Source organism: Streptosporangium sp. NPDC000396 (genome assembly GCF_042898655.1).
Classification (GTDB): Bacteria; Actinomycetota; Actinomycetes; order Streptosporangiales; family Streptosporangiaceae; genus Streptosporangium.
Genome location: NZ_JBIAZA010000011.1, coordinates 23,832 through 38,325 on the forward strand (window position 1 = coordinate 23,832; position 14,494 = coordinate 38,325).

Consider the following 14,494-nt stretch of genomic DNA (forward strand, 5'->3'; position numbering starts at 1 on the left):
CCGGCGGAAACGGCGACGTCATGGTTGACGCCGGCGGAAGAGAAGTCGACCAGGATCGGGTACGGCAAGACACCACGCGCAGGCTGGAGCGGGCCATGGGCGCGCTGGGCACGGCCGCGATGTCCAGGATGGACGACCGGTTGATGTGGTTTCGCGCGTTGTCCGCCGAAGACAGGTCGTGGGTCGGGCTGGTGGCCCAGGCAGGGATCGCGGCCTTCGTGGAGTGGTTCCAGCACGCGGGAGAGGGACGCCCGACCCCCAGCATCGAGTTCTTCGGCACCGCGCCCCGGGAGCTGAAGCGGTCCATCTCGCTGCAGCAGACCGTGGACATCGTCCGGATCGTGGTCGAGGTGGTCGAGGCGCAGACCGGCGAGCTGGCCGCTCCCGGCGGGGAGGACCAGCTCCAGCAGGCGATGCTTCGCTACACCCGGGACGTCGCGTTCGCCGCCGCCCAGGTCTACGCCCGGGAGGCGGAGGCCCGTGGGGCCTGGGACGCACGGCTGGAGGCCCTGATCGTGGACGCCCTGGTGCGGGGCGAGGTCGACGACGGCCTGCACTCGTGGGCCGCCGCGCTCGGCTGGACCTCCTCGCCCATCGTCGTGCTCGCCGGGCAGGCACCTGACGGAGACCCGCAGGCCGTGATCGACGGGCTGCGCGACCGTGGCCGCAGGTCCGGGCTCGACATGCTGGCCGGGGTGCAGGGCGACCGGCTGATCGTGATCGTGGGCGGAGCGGACAGCGTCAACGCCGCCGCCAGGCACGTGGTGCCGCGCTTCGGCCCCGGCCCCATCGTGATCGGCCCCGAGGTGAACGATCTGCAGGCGGCCACGAGCTCGGCCCGGGCGGCGATCGCCGGGCTGCGGGCCGCGTCCGCGTGGCCGGACGCGCCCCGGCCGGTCCACGCCGAGGACCTGCTGGCAGAACGGGCCATCGACGGCGACGCCGACGCCAGGCACCAGCTGATCGAGAACGTCTACATGCCGCTGATCGGCACGCCGCTTCTCGACACGCTCGCGACCTACCTCGAACAGGGCACATCCCTGGAGGCCACGGCCCGATTGCTCTTCGTGCATCCGAACACGGTGCGCTACCGTCTACGCAAGATCACAGAGCTGACCGGATACCAGCCCACGGAGGGTCGTTCCGCCTTCACCCTGCAGGTGGGGCTCATTCTGGGCCGTTTGTCCGACGCTCTGTAACCTGGCTGTCTTTACTTAACCTCCACGAAACTCTCATTGTAGGATTCCCACAAAAGACTGAGGATAAAGTTCGTCCGGATCTCTATCCGAGTAGCGAACTTCTACAGGGCAGGCTGGATTTCGTGCTCGTCATCGCCGCTCCGGGCCAAGGCGCCCAGACCCCAGGCTTCCTGACTCCCTGGCTCGAAATGCCAGGCCTTCGGGATCGCCTGTCCGCTTGGTCCGATCTGGTGGGCCTTGATCTGATCGCTCACGGAACCACTTCCGACGCGGACGAGATCCGTGACACCGCGGTCGCGCAGCCATTGCTCGTAGCCGCCGGCCTGGCCGTCGCCGAGGTCCTCGGGGCCTCTCCGGCGATGGTCGCCGGTCACAGCGTCGGAGAGCTGACCGCCGCGGCCCTGGCCGGGGTGCTCACTCCCGAGCAGGCTCTGACCCTCGTCCGCGAACGCGGCCGGGCGATGGCCAAGGCCGCCTCGATCTCCGAGACCGGCATGGTCGCCGTCCTCGGTGGCGTCGAGGAGGACGTGCTCGCGGCCGTTGAGAAGCACGGCCTCACCCCCGCCAACATCAACGGCGCCGGGCAGATCGTCGCCGGCGGCACGCTGGCGCAGCTTGAGGCCTTCAAGGCCGAGCCGCCCGCACGGGCCCGCCTGATCCCCCTCTCGGTCGCGGGGGCGTTCCACACCGTCCACATGGCGCCCGCGGTGGATCACCTGCGCGAGGCCGCCTCCGGCATCACGCCCGGCGATCCGGCCGTCGCGCTGCTGTCCAACGCCGACGGCGCGGTGGTGACCAGCGGCGCCGAGTTCGTGGAGCGGCTGATCAACCAGGTCGCCAACCCGGTCCGCTGGGACGCCTGCATGGCCACGATGGCCGACCAGGGCGTCACCGCGATGATCGAGCTCGTCCCCGGCGGCACGCTCACCGGCCTTGCCAAGCGCGCGCTGCGCGGGGTGACCACCGTCGCCCTGAAGACCCCCGACGACCTGGACGCCGCCAGGGAGGTCCTGTCGTGAGCCGGCCCGGACCGGATGCGCTGAGCGCGGCGGCCCGTCAGGCGCGACGCATCGGGCCGCGGGCACACTCGGTGGACTCTTGCCCGGCGAATGGGAAGCGGTGAGCAACGAATGAAGATCTCGCAGGGCGCTCCGGGCGCGAAGATCCTGGCCTTCGGCCATTACCAGCCGTCCAACGTGGTCACCAACGACGACCTGTCGGCGACCATGGAGACCAACGACGAGTGGATCCAGAGCCGGGTCGGCATCAAGGAACGCCGGATCGCCCCGGCGGGCGAGTCCGAGATCGATCTGGCCGTGCAGGCGGGCGGCAAGGCCCTCGCCGCCAGCGGTCTGCCGGCCTCCGACATCGATCTCGTGATCGTCGCCACCTGCACGCTGGAGACGCAGATTCCCAACGCGGCCGGCCGGGTGGCCACCCGGCTGGGCATCAACGCCCCCGGCGCGTTCGACGTGAACACCGCCTGCTCCGGTTTCTGCTACGCGCTGGCCGTCGCCAACGACGCGATCCGCGCGGGCTCGGCCACCAACGTGCTGGTCATCGGCACCGAGAAGCTCTCCCAGTGGATCGACTGGACCGACCGGGCCACCGCGGTGATCTTCGCCGACGGCGCGGGGGCCGCGGTCGTCGGCCCGTCCGACACCCCCCGCATCGGCCCGGTGGTGTGGGGCAGCGCCGGTGACAAGTCCGACGCGATCGCCATCAAGGACCGCGACTCCTTCCTGCACCAGGAAGGCCAGACCGTGTTCCGCTGGGCCACCACCGCCCTTCACCCGGTGGCCAAGGAGATCTGCGATCGTTCCGGGGTGGACCCCGCCGACCTCGCCGCCTTCGTGCCCCACCAGGCGAACCTGCGCATCATCGAGGCCATAGCACGGAAGATCGGCGCCGACAACGCCGTCATCGCCAAAGACATCGTGCTGGCCGGCAACACCTCCGCCGCCTCGATCCCGCTGGCCCTGTCCCGGATGATCGAGCGCGGCGAGGTCCAGTCGGGCGGGCTCGCCCTGCTGCTGGGCTTCGGTGCCGGCCTGACCTACGCCGGTCAGGTCATCGAGGTCCCCTGAAGCTTGTACGGCTCTGCCGTGCAAAACCGTAAAGAACACAGAACCCAAGGAGAACACCCGACATGGCTCTGACCGAGCAGGAGATCCTCGCTGGTATCGGCAAGATCATCAACGAGATCACCGGCATCCCGGCCTCCGAGGTCAGCCCGGAGAAGAACTTCGTGGACGACCTCGACATCGACTCTCTGTCCATGGTCGAGATCGCCGTGGCCGCCCAGGACGAGTTCGGCGTCGAGATCCCGGACGAGCAGCTCAAGAACCTGAAGACCGTCAAGGACGTCATCAACTTCATCCAGAGCTGAGACGCCTGACCATATTTCCCAGCTTTGACCCGTGATTCACAAGGAGCGCAGAACGTGAGTACAGACCAGGCACGTGTCGTCGTCACCGGGCTCGGCGCGACGACGCCTCTCGGTGGAGACGTCGCCTCGACCTGGTCGGCGCTCCTCGCCGGTCGGTCTGGGGTTCGGACCCTCACCGAGGACTGGGTCGACTCGGTCCCGGTGAAGTTCGCCGCCGTCGCCGCCGTGGACCCGACCGAGGTGCTGCCCCGGCCGGAGGCACGGCGGCTGGACCGGGCCGAGCAGCTCGCGCTGGTCGCGGCTCGCGAGGCCTGGAAGGACTCCGGGATCGAGAAGGTCGACCCGGAGCGCCTCGGCGTGGTCGTGGGCAGCGGCATCGGCGGCATCACCACGATCCTCGCCGCCTACGACACCTTCAAGGAGAAGGGCTGGCAGCGGCTCTCGCCGTACACCGTGCCCATGCTGATGCCGAACGGCGCCGCGGGCTGGATCGGCATCGAGGTCGGCGCCCGGGCCGGCGTGCACGCCACCGTGAGCGCCTGTGCCACCGGCGCCGAGTCGATCGGCTACGCCATCGAGATGATCCGCTCCGGCCGGGCCGACGTGGTCGTGGCCGGCGGCACCGAGGCGGCCATCCACCCGCTGAACATCGGCTCTTTCGCCGCCATGCGCGCCATGTCCACCCGGAACGACGAGCCCGAGCGCGCTTCGCGCCCCTGGGACAGGACCCGTGACGGGTTCGTCCTCGGCGAGGGTTCCGGCATCATCGTGCTGGAGTCCGAGGAGCACGCCCGCGCCCGCGGCGCCCGCATCTACGCGGTGGCCGCCGGAGTCGGCTACTCGGCGGACGCCCACCACATCGCCCAGCCGGAGCCGACCGGAGCCGGGGTCATGCTGGCCATGCGCCGCGCCCTCGCGAACTCCGGCCTCACCGGCCAGGACATCAAGCACGTGAACGCGCATGCCACCTCCACCCCCGCGGGTGACGTGGTGGAAACCATTGCGATCAAGGAAGTCATCGGCGGTCACCCGCTGGTCACCGCCACCAAGTCGATGACCGGCCACCTGCTCGGGGGAGCCGGGGGCATCGAGTCGGTTTTCACCGTCCTCGCGTTGAACGAGCGGATCGTTCCTGCCACGATCAACCTGGACGACCCCGACGACGGCATCGAGGTGGACATCGTGTACGGCGACTCGCGTAAGCTGCCCGACGGTCAGATCGCCGCGATCAACAACTCCTTCGGGTTCGGCGGACACGACGTCGCCGTGGCCTTCACCAGCATCTGACAGGGAGCTCGTGATGACTGTGCTCGACAATAGGGTGGTGACCGACGCCTCCGAGAAGGAGGCCGTCGATCATCGTGATCCCCAGGTGCGACTCGCAGCCCTTCTCGACGAGGGTTCGGTCCGGCTGATCTCTCCGGTTGACCGCAGCGGCGTGCTGTCCGCGATGGGCCGGGTCGAAGGCGTGCCGGTTGTGGCATTCGTCAGCGACGCCCGCGTTCAGGGCGGCGCGATGGGCAGCGAGGGGTGCGAGCACATCGTGCACGCCTACGACGTCGCGGTCCGCGAGCGCGTTCCGATCATCGGCGTGTGGCACTCGGGCGGCGCCCGGCTCGCCGAGGGCGTCGAGTCGCTGCACGCGGTCGGCCGCGTCTTCGCCGCGATGACCCGCGCCTCCGGCGTGGTCCCGCAGCTGTCCGTGGTGGTCGGCCCCGCGGCCGGCGGCGCCGCGTACGGCCCGGCGCTGACCGACATCGTGATCCTGGCCGACGAGGGCCGCATCTTCGTCACCGGCCCCGACGTGGTCCGCAGCGTCACCGGTGAGCAGATCGACATGGCCGCCCTTGGCGGCCCCGAGCCGCACAGCAAGCGCAGCGGCGTGGTGCACGTGGTCGCCAAGACCGAGACCGACGCCTACGTCCAGGCCCGGCGCCTGGCGGTGCTTCTCGGCCACCAGGGCCGGATTCGCACCGACATCGACGAGGTCGACTTCGGAGGCCTGCTGCCGGACAACCCGCGTCGCGCCTACGACGTGAAGCCGCTGGTCAAGGGCCTGCTCGACGAGCCGGGTGTCGAGCTGCACCCCAAGTGGGCGCCGAACATCGTCACCACGCTGGGCCGTCTCGGCGGCCGGACCGTCGGTGTGATCGCCAACAACCCGCTGCGCCTGGGCGGCTGCCTGGACGCCACCTCCGCCGAGAAGGCCGCGCGGTTCGTCCGCATGTGCGATGCCTTCGGGGTGCCGCTGGTCGTCCTGGTGGACGTCCCCGGCTACCTGCCCGGCGTGGGCCAGGAGCACGACGGCGTGGTCCGCCGCGGCGCCAAGCTTCTGCACGCCTTCGCCGAGGCCTCCGTGCCGCGGATCACGCTGGTGACCCGCAAGGCGTACGGCGGCGCCTACATCGCGATGAACTCCCGCTCACTGGGCGCGACCCGGGTGCTGGCCTGGCCGACCACCCAGGTGGCCGTGATGGGCGCGCTGGCCGCGGTCCGCATCCTCAAGCGCCGTGAGATCGCGGCCGCCCCGGAGGAGGAGCGCGCCGCCCTGGAGGCCAGGCTCGCCGAGGAGCACGAGATCCTCGCCGGTGGCCTCGACCGGGCCATCGAGCTCGGCGTGGTGGACGAGGTCATCAAGCCCGAGGAGACCCGCGGTGCCATCGCCAGGGTCCTGGCCCAGGCGACCCCCGCCCGCGGCGCCCACGGCAACATCCCCCTCTGACCCGCTTTCACGATGCCCCCGCCGGTTCGCACCGGCGGGGGCATCGTGCTTTCCGCCCGGCGGCGGATCTCGCTCGATCGTTCTTCGGCATCGTTGTCCCGCACGAACCGGCCTTGACGGCATCGTGCCCCGCACGAACCGGTCCTGATGGCATCCCGCGCCATCCCCTACACGGCATCACCGTGCCGCCCAGCGGCTCCCCGTCTTCCCCCGCCGCCCTCGGAGCCTTCACCGCCATGCGGCAGCCGTGAACCGGCTTCCTCCCCGGTCCGCGGCCCCCGCCCCTGGCCGGAAGAGGTCGTCCGGTCAGAGTCAGACCGCGGCGTGCAACCAGCGGACCGGGGCGCCCTCACCCGCGTAGCGGAAGGATTCGAGCTCCGCGTCCCACTGCTTGCCCAGCAGGCGATCCAGCTCCTCCTCCAGCACCACCTTGCCCTGCCGCGCCATCAACATGGCCGAGCGCAACCGGTCTTCGGGTATCAGGATGTCACCCGTGGCTCCGATCACCGCCGTGAAGGCGCCAAGACCCGGGGTGTAGGCATGGCGAGACCCGTCGGCGCCCGGCGAAGGATCCTCGGTGATCTCAAAGCGGATCCGCTGCCAGCCCATCAACGACGAGGTGATCGCCGCCGCGGTCCCCTCACGACCCACCCATTCGGCCTGCGCGCGCACATGACCGGGCGCGGCGGGCTGCGGAGTCCAGGTCAGGTCTACGGGCACGCCAAGAACACCCGCGACCGCCCATTCGATATGAGGGCACAGCGCAGGCTGAGCTGAGTGGACGTAAAGCACGCCACGAGCAGACACCGGACCTCCCGTTTCGTACGAGGTGCGCCTTCCCCAACGGCCTCGCCTTCAGGATGATCACAAGTGACTGAAGGAGAGACTACCGTCGGTTGTGACGCGGCACCAGAGGGGGGTCATACCGAGATGTTGCGCCGAAGGCCCTTGCTCTAGGGCATCCTCAAGAGGGAAAGACCCAGCGACCTGGTGATCGACCCCGGAGGGCCGGATGGATCCCGATATCAAGCGGGTGGAGCCTGTTGCCGGAGCACCCGCTCTGATCAGGCCTGGCCAGCTGCTGACCGACGCCTCCGGGACGGCGGCCGTCGCCCGGTGGACCGCCGCCGTGGCCGAGGCCGACGGGGTCTTCCGCGTGCGGCTCTCTCCCGGCGTGGACGTCTGCGATCTGGTGGCCACGATACGCGGCCAGGGCCATCGCGCCTCCCCCAACCACGTCCTGACGGGCCAGCCCCTCTTCTTCGGGGGCCCGGCCTCGCGCCCCTTTCCCGCCGCCCCGCTCACCCCTCCCGAGGGCGCCGAGAGCGCCGTGACCGTCGCGGTGCCCGACACCGGCCTGACCGCGCACCCCTGGTGGCGTGAACGGCCCTGGTTCCTGGAACGGCGGCGCGAGGCCGTCGAGCTGCCCGGCTCCGACGGCGACGGCGAGCTGGAGGCCCAGGCCGGACACGGCACGTTCATCACCGGCCTGATCCTGCGGTCGGCTCCGGGGGTGGAGGTGCACCCGCTGCGGGTGCTGGACAGCCACGGCGTCGGAGACGAGGCAGGGCTGCTACGGGCCCTGGCCCACCTCAAGAACGACCCGCCCCAGGTGCTCAACCTCTCCCTTGGCGGCCACACCTTCGACGACCGGCCGTCCCCGCTGGTGGAGGCCGCACTGGCCGAGCTGACGGGCACGGTCGTGGTGGCCTGCGCGGGGAACACGGCCTCGGACCGCCCGTTCTGGCCCGCGGCGCTGTCCGGGGTGATCGCCGTCGGCGCGCTGGACGCGGCCGAGGAGTCCAGGACACCGTTCTCGGCGTACGGCCCCTGGGTGGACGCCTGCGCTCGGGGTGAGTGGCTGACAAGTGCCTTCCTGGAGCGTGGAGCGTTCCACGGCTACGCGCACTGGAGCGGAACCTCCTTCGCGGCGGCCGTGGTCAGCGGGGCGATCGCGGCGGCCGCCCGGGACCGGACGCCGAAGGAGGCCGCCGAGCACGTTCTCGACCCCCTGCGAAGCAGGCAAATCCCCGATCTGGGGGTTGTCGTGCCCGCGCCCAGGTAAAGTCTCACCCAAAGTCCTCGCTCGAACACCGAGAGTGTTCGACGTTGCCTCGGAGGCGCCGGTGAGTGACCAGCACACGTTCGACGCCGCGCTGGCAGGCGACCAGGCGGCATGGGATGTGCTGGTCAGCCGGTTCTCGGGCCCGCTGTGGTCGGTGGTCCGCGCCTACGGCCTGAGCGCGGCGGACGCGGCCGACGCGGTGCAGGGAACGTGGCTGCGGCTGCTGGAGAACCTGCACACCATCCGCGACCCGGACCGGATCGGTTCCTGGTTGTTCACCACGGCCAGGCGCGAGGCCTCCCTCCTGAGCAGGCGGAGGCGGGGTGAGCGGCTGATCGCCGACCCCGCCGACGCCGAGCATGCTCACTTCGACACGACGCCGGCCGGGCAGGCCTTCTCCGATCCGGCGCTGGCCGTGCTGACCGCCGACGAGGGCCGTCGGCTGTGGCGGGCCGTCGAGGCGATGCACGAGCCCTGTCGCTCGCTGTTCCGGCTGATGGCCACGGCACCCGACGCGGGAGTCCACCAGCTCGCCGGACGTCTCGGCATGCCCAGCGGGAGTTACGGCCCGACCCGGGGCCGCTGCTTGAACCGACTACGCACCATGCTCACCGCCCAGGAGGCGACACCGTGACCCGACATCCCCCCGCGATCGACGACGAGTCCCTGATCGCCGCGCTCCGCCTGGCGGCCGGTCACGACCCCGTGCCCGCTCATGTCTCGGCCGCCGCCCAGGCGGCGTTCGGCCTGCGGCTGCCCGGCGCCGCCACGGCCAGGCCCGTGGCCACGCCCGTCCCGCTGGGCGTCCGGTCCGCCGACGAGGCGCGGCTCCTGCGGTTCACCGCCGCCGAGCTCACCGTGGATCTGGAGGTCACCTCCATGGACGGCCTGGTCGACCTGGCCGGTCAGGTGTCCCCGTGCCCGGGCGCGGGCGCGCGGGTCGAGGTCCGCACCCTGCATCTCACCGAGTCGCGTGAGCTCTCTTCGACGGGCCAGTTCGCCGTCACGGGCCTGCCTCCCGGCTGGTTCAGCGTGGTGTGCCACCGGCCCGGCCACTCCCCCGTCGTCACCATCTGGACCCGGATCCGCCCGTAGGTGACCCCCGACGACGCGATCACCACCGCCGAGCGCGCGGTGGACCTCTCCGGCAGCGACCCGGCACGAGCCCGCGCGCTGGCGCATGTCGTGCTCCGTTCCGCACCGGCGGCCGATCCCCGTGGCGAGGCCGCGGCGATCGCCCACCGGGCCCTGGCGGTGGCCGCGCGCGAGCTGGGCGACCTCCCTCTGGCGGAGGAGCATCTGCGCCGAGCCGTGAGCATCGCGCTCCTGGCCGGGCTGCCGCACCGAGCCGCCCAGGCGCGCCTGTCACTGGTCCACGTACGCACCGAACTCGGTCATCCCCGGCAGGCCCTGGCCATCGCCGCGACCGCCGAACCCCACCTCGACCGGGTCGAGGTGGCCAAGCTCGGCGTCCACCGGGCGGTGGCCCTGAGCCGGCTCGGCCGATACGCCGAAGCCGTCAGCCACTGCGACCACGCCGTGGACGTCCTCCGCGACGACGTCAGGTTCCTGGCCGGGGCGATGCTGAACCGAGGGCTCGCCCGGGTGTTCCTCGGGGAGTTCGAGGCGGCGGAGGCCGATCTGACCCGGTGCGCGGAGCTGGCGAGAGATGCGGGCCTGGACCACCTTCTCGCGCTGGCCGAGGGCAACCTGCCGTTCCTGGCCGCACGGCGCGGTGACCTGCCCACGGCGTTCACCGCCTACCGGCGTGCGGAGAACAGCCTTTTCGGATACCCCGAACGGCTGGCCACGATGCGTTGCGACCTTGCCGAGGCTCTGATCGCCGCCCACCTGCCCGGTGAGGCCCGGGTGCTGCTCGACCTGGCGGTGCCGGAGCTGGCCGCGGCGGGCGCGGAGGTGGCTCTGGCGGAGGCCCGTCTCCTGCTCGCCCGGGTCGAGCTGCGCACCGGCGATCCGCATCGTGCCCGGCAGAGCGCCGAACGAGCCGCGGCCGATCTGACCGCGCAGGGCCGGGTGGCCCTGATACCGCTCGCCACCGAAGTCCTCCTGCGGGCTCGGCTCATGCTCGGCCCGCCCTCCGGAGAACTGCTCGTGGAGCTGCTCTCGTGCGCGGACGCCCTTGAAGGCGCGGGCCATCGGGAGGTCTCCAGGGCGCTCCGGTTCACCGCCGCCGAGGTGGCGCTCCGGCTCGGCGATCGCCCTGGCGCCGACGACCAGCTCGCCCGTCTCGCCTCCGGCGGCTCGGACGTGGTGTCCCGCCAGGCCACGGCGTTGCTGCGGGCGCTGGCCGGGGATCGGCGCGGAGCCTTCGCCGCGGTCCGGGCCGGGCTGGCGGAGGTGGGCGCCGCGGCCATGGCGTTCGAGGACCCCATGGTGCGAGCGCACGCCGTCAGGTCCGGTGAGCCGCTGGCCGCGTTCGGGCTGGCCCTCGCGCTGCGGACCGGGCGGGGCCGGACGCTCCTGGCCTGGGCCGAACGGTGGCGGGCGGTCGCCGGGGGCGCCGGGCGACCGGTCGCACCCGACGTGGATGAGCTGCGGTCCGCGCTCGGAGACGGGGCACTGGTGGAATTCGTCCGCAACGGTGACGAGCTGATCGCCGTCGCGGTCACCCCGGACCGCGTCATGTTGCGCCGCCTCGGCCCCTTCGCCGCCGTCGCAGAGGCCACGGTCAGGCTCCGGTACGGCCTGCGCCGGACCTGCCTGCTCGACGGGCGTGCGCCCGAACTGGCCAGGGAGGCGGCCCTGCTGGAGCGGCTGCTGTTCGGCCCGCTGCGCGGCCGGCTGGGCGACCGGCCGCTGGTGATCGTGCCGACCGGTCCCCTGCACACCCTTCCCTGGCCGATCCTGCCGATGAATGCCGATCGGCCGGTCACCGTGGCCGCCGGCGCCGCGGCGTGGCTGGCGGGTGGGCGGGTGCGAGCCGCATGGGACGGAGGGGTCGTGGCGGTCGCCGGTCCCGCGTTGCGATGCGCCGAAGCGGAGGCGGCCATGGTCGGATCCTGCCATCCGGGCACCGAGCGGGTCGCGGCGCTGCGGGCAGAGGTGATGGCGGCGCTGGAGCGGGCCGAGGTGGCTCATCTGGCCGCACACGGAATGTTCTCCCCGCGCAGCCCGCTGCTGTCCAGCATCACCCTCGACGACGGCCCGATGATGGCCTATGACCTGTTGCGGCTCCGCACGCCGCCACGCCTGGTGATCCTGTCGGCCTGTGAGGCGGGCATGGCGCACGCCCCGGCCGACGGGGCACCGCTGGGGCTGGCCGGCACCTTCCTGTCGACGGGGTCGCAGTGCGTGGTGGCCAGCCTGGTGCCGGTGCGTGATGAGGAGACGCTGGCTCTGATGACGACCTTCCACGAACTGCTGGCCGCCGGCGGCTCCCCGGCCCGGGCGCTGACCACGGCGAGCGGGAAGACCGGGGTGGCCGGGTTCGTCTGCTTCGGATACGGGGATCAGCCCACGGCGACCGGCCGCGAGGGGTCGGCCACCCAGTTGGACCAGGACCCGACGTAGAGGGCGGCCGGAATGCCGGCCACCTCCAGGGCGAGCACCTGGTGGGCCGCCGTCACACCGGAGCCGCAGTAGGCGCCGACCTCCACACCGGGCACGACCCCGAGGGTGTTGAACCGCTCGCGAAGGAAGTCGGGCAGGTGGAAGCGTCCGGACGGGTCGACGTTGGCGCCCGTGGGTGCGTTCACCGCACCGGGGATGTGCCCGGCGACGGGGTCGATCGGCTCGACCTCGCCTCGGTATCTCTCGGCGGCGCGAGCGTCCAGGAGCACCCCGTCCGCGGCGAGTTCCAGAGCCTGAGCAGCGTCGAGCACGGGCATGCCGCCCGGGCGCGCGACGAAATCGCCCGGCGAGACGGCCGGCTCTCCCTTGGAGACGGGCAGGCCTTCGGCGGTCCATGCGCGCAGCCCGCCGTCGAGGACCCGGACGTCGGGGTGGCCGAAGTGGCGCAGCGTCCACCAGGCCCGGGCGGCGCTGGTGGAGTCGGCCTCGTCGTAGACGACGACAGCCCGGGATCCGGACACGCCCAGGCGGCGCATGGCGTCCTGGAACGTCTCGGCCGAGGGCAGCGGATGGCGCCCCTGCGGTCCTGCGGGGGCGGCGAGGTCTGCGTCGAGGTCGCAGAAGACGGCGCCGGGGATGTGCCCCTCGCGGTAGGAGTCGATCCCGGGCGGTCCGCCGAGCTTCCAGCGCACGTCCAGGATGGTCACGTCGGTCATGCCGGCGAGGTCGGAAGGGGTGATCAGCGGGCTCATCGGGTGCTTACCTCCAGCAGAGGGACATACTGCTCGGCGGGGGTCAGAGAACCGTGGTACCCGGTGAACGACGATTCGAACGGCTCCGCGACCGAGGCGGTGATGACGCAGTCGGTGTAGGGCACGGCGAGGACGTCGCCGATCCGGGGCAGCCATTCGGAACGCACGCGCGGCCCGAACCAGCCCGATTCGACCGCCTCCTCCCGGGAGACCACCCATGCCCTTCCGGCGAGGGTATCGCGCCAGGCCTCCAGCACGGCTTCTGCCGCGCCCGGACCGGCGTAGACGTGCCGGGCCCTGGCCTCGCCACCGAGCAGGGCCACGCCCTCACGCAGCGCGGGAAGGGTGTCGGCGTCGACCCGTTCGGTGGCGTTGATCATGCCGTGGTCGGCGGTGACGTACATCGCCGAACCGGGTGGAAGCGTGCCGGCGAGCCGCTCGGCCATCCGGTCGACCAGGGCGAGCTGGTCGAGCCACTGAGGGGAGCCCCATCCGTGCATGTGGCCCACGGCGTCGAGATCGCCGTAGTAGACCGAGACGTGGGCCCGGGGAGTGGCCAGAGCCCGGCGGGCTCCCTCGATCCTGTCGTCGACCTCGTCGGCGCCGACGAAGCGCACGCCGCGGTAGACGGCCTGGCTGAATCCGCTGGCCTCGAACACGGCCGGGGCGACGTAGCTCATGGGGATGCCCGCCGCCGTGGCGCGCTCGTAGACGGTCGGGGCGGGCTGCCACAGGTCAGGGCTGATGGGTGGGCCCGCACTGGTCCAGCGCAGGCAGTTGAGCAGGTAGCCGGCCCCTGGCACGGCGAGCTTGTAGCCGAGCATCCCGTGCTCGCCCGGCGGCAGGCCGGTGCCGAGCGTGCCCAGGCTTGTCACGGTGGTGGCGGGGAAACCCGCGGAGAGCACCCCGCCGGTGGCGGAGGACAGGAACGGGGCCTCCCGCGGGTGGGCGCGGAGCAGCTCCGCGCCCAGACCGTCGACGAGGAACAGCAGGACCCGCCCGGCCGGTTCGAGACCCAGCGGGTTGCCCCCCTCCATCCCGAGGGCGGCCAGAAGAGAGGGGGACAGGTCGGCCAGGGAGGCCGTGCCGTACGCCGGGACCAGCGGGGCGCTCACGAGGCGGCGCGGGCGGTGGCCTCCGACAGAGCCTTGGCGAAGGCGAGCACGTGGGAGACGGCCTCGGGGCCGTCCGCCGCCTCACTCACCCGCAAGGACAGGTCGTCGGCCGTGACGGCGCCGGTATATCCGTGGTCGGCCTCGCAGTTCTCGTCGCCGCAGGTGGCCGGCTCCAGGTCGACGTGTGAGATGGCGCCCCAGCCGATGGTGAGGGTGACCTCCGTGGGCGGCACGCCCGGCACGTAGGAAGCGGGGTCGGGGACGACCCGGGTGACGGCGACCGACTGGATCCGGCTGAGGCGCACCGCCTCGGTGGTCGTGGACGCGTGGGCGGCCGACACCCCCTCCACCGGCGGGTGTTCGTCGGTGTGGCAGACGAGCAGCCGGGTGGGCGAGAGCACGAGAACCGTGACGTGCCTGCGTACCTCCATGGCCGGGTCGAAGGTGGCCTCGTGGTGCACCACGTATGCGCCCACCTGCTCCTTGCCCAAGGCGGATTCGACCGCGTCGGCGACCAGGTCGGGGTAGTAGCCACTGCGGTCGATGGCGTCACGCAGGCCGGCGGCCGAGAGTCGGGTTTCCCTCATGGGTCCATCCTGCCCTGTCCAGGGCAACGCTTTCACCTTGAGCACACGAGGTTCGGCCTTGGGAGCAAATCGTGATCCCGATCGGCCACGACCACGCCATCCCCCACAAAGACTAGTTGAAAATTACACAATTT

At 71.7% G+C, this 14,494-nt stretch carries 14 protein-coding genes; 10 read left to right on the top strand and 4 right to left on the bottom strand.

Annotation, left to right across the window (positions count from 1 at the left end):
- Positions 1 to 20 precede the first annotated feature (20 nt).
- From ACFY2X_RS18960 to ACFY2X_RS18985, 6 genes are all read left to right on the top strand, one after another.
- A complete protein-coding gene (locus tag ACFY2X_RS18960; RefSeq protein ID WP_389940006.1) occupies positions 21 to 1,199 on the top strand; it encodes a PucR family transcriptional regulator in 1,179 nt (392 codons plus the stop codon).
- A gap of 122 nt (positions 1,200 to 1,321) precedes the next feature.
- The gene (locus ACFY2X_RS18965; protein ID WP_389939765.1) at positions 1,322 to 2,218 is read left to right on the top strand and encodes an ACP S-malonyltransferase; all 897 of its coding nucleotides are present in this window, start codon (positions 1,322 to 1,324) and stop codon (positions 2,216 to 2,218) included.
- Positions 2,219 to 2,329: 111 nt separating this feature from the next.
- A complete protein-coding gene (locus tag ACFY2X_RS18970; protein WP_389939766.1) occupies positions 2,330 to 3,286 on the top strand; it encodes a beta-ketoacyl-ACP synthase III in 957 nt (318 codons plus the stop codon).
- A 62-nt stretch (positions 3,287 to 3,348) separates the two neighbouring features.
- The gene (locus ACFY2X_RS18975) at positions 3,349 to 3,588 is read left to right on the top strand and encodes an acyl carrier protein (protein ID WP_389939767.1); all 240 of its coding nucleotides are present in this window, start codon (positions 3,349 to 3,351) and stop codon (positions 3,586 to 3,588) included.
- A 54-nt stretch (positions 3,589 to 3,642) separates the two neighbouring features.
- A complete protein-coding gene (fabF, locus tag ACFY2X_RS18980) occupies positions 3,643 to 4,875 on the top strand; it encodes a beta-ketoacyl-ACP synthase II (protein WP_389939768.1) in 1,233 nt (410 codons plus the stop codon).
- 13 nt (positions 4,876 to 4,888) lie between these two features.
- Entirely contained in the window at positions 4,889 to 6,310 is a 1,422-nt protein-coding gene (locus ACFY2X_RS18985) for an acyl-CoA carboxylase subunit beta (RefSeq protein ID WP_389939769.1), read from the top strand.
- A gap of 312 nt (positions 6,311 to 6,622) precedes the next feature.
- On the opposite strand, the gene ACFY2X_RS18990 is transcribed toward ACFY2X_RS18985, so the two are convergent.
- Positions 6,623 to 7,117 carry a DUF3145 domain-containing protein gene (locus ACFY2X_RS18990; RefSeq protein WP_389939770.1) on the bottom strand — a complete coding sequence of 165 codons (495 nt, stop codon included), beginning with the start codon at positions 7,115 to 7,117 and terminating at the stop codon, positions 6,623 to 6,625.
- A gap of 205 nt (positions 7,118 to 7,322) precedes the next feature.
- On the opposite strand from ACFY2X_RS18990, the gene ACFY2X_RS18995 reads away from it, so the two are divergent.
- The 4 genes from ACFY2X_RS18995 to ACFY2X_RS19010 all read left to right on the top strand — a co-directional run bounded on the left by ACFY2X_RS18995 (position 7,323) and on the right by ACFY2X_RS19010 (position 11,906).
- Positions 7,323 to 8,375: a S8 family serine peptidase gene (locus tag ACFY2X_RS18995; RefSeq protein ID WP_389939771.1), complete on the top strand. Its 1,053-nt coding sequence runs from the start codon at positions 7,323 to 7,325 to the stop codon at positions 8,373 to 8,375.
- A gap of 61 nt (positions 8,376 to 8,436) precedes the next feature.
- Positions 8,437 to 9,009 carry an RNA polymerase sigma factor gene (locus ACFY2X_RS19000; protein ID WP_389939772.1) on the top strand — a complete coding sequence of 191 codons (573 nt, stop codon included), beginning with the start codon at positions 8,437 to 8,439 and terminating at the stop codon, positions 9,007 to 9,009.
- Complete coding sequence (locus ACFY2X_RS19005; RefSeq protein WP_389939773.1) at positions 9,006 to 9,470, top strand: hypothetical protein; 465 nt, start codon at positions 9,006 to 9,008, stop codon at positions 9,468 to 9,470. The genes ACFY2X_RS19000 and ACFY2X_RS19005 overlap by 4 nt, the downstream gene beginning before the upstream one ends.
- Positions 9,471 to 11,906: a CHAT domain-containing protein gene (locus tag ACFY2X_RS19010; RefSeq protein WP_389939774.1), complete on the top strand. Its 2,436-nt coding sequence runs from the start codon at positions 9,471 to 9,473 to the stop codon at positions 11,904 to 11,906. It begins immediately after the preceding gene.
- Here the strand turns inward: ACFY2X_RS19010 and ACFY2X_RS19015 are convergent.
- Genes ACFY2X_RS19015 through ACFY2X_RS19025 form a run of 3 tightly spaced genes read right to left on the bottom strand, consistent with a single transcriptional unit; the run spans position 11,846 to position 14,360 of the window.
- Complete coding sequence (locus tag ACFY2X_RS19015; protein WP_389939775.1) at positions 11,846 to 12,658, bottom strand: sulfurtransferase; 813 nt, start codon at positions 12,656 to 12,658, stop codon at positions 11,846 to 11,848. The two genes, ACFY2X_RS19010 and ACFY2X_RS19015, sit on opposite strands and share 61 nt — an antisense overlap.
- Complete coding sequence (locus tag ACFY2X_RS19020) at positions 12,655 to 13,773, bottom strand: alkaline phosphatase family protein (protein WP_389939776.1); 1,119 nt, start codon at positions 13,771 to 13,773, stop codon at positions 12,655 to 12,657. The genes ACFY2X_RS19015 and ACFY2X_RS19020 overlap by 4 nt, the downstream gene beginning before the upstream one ends.
- Positions 13,770 to 14,360 (bottom strand): DUF5998 family protein, encoded by a 591-nt coding sequence (locus ACFY2X_RS19025; RefSeq protein ID WP_389939777.1) that lies wholly within the window; start codon positions 14,358 to 14,360, stop codon positions 13,770 to 13,772. The genes ACFY2X_RS19020 and ACFY2X_RS19025 overlap by 4 nt, the downstream gene beginning before the upstream one ends.
- Between the last annotated feature and the right edge of the window lie 134 nt (positions 14,361 to 14,494).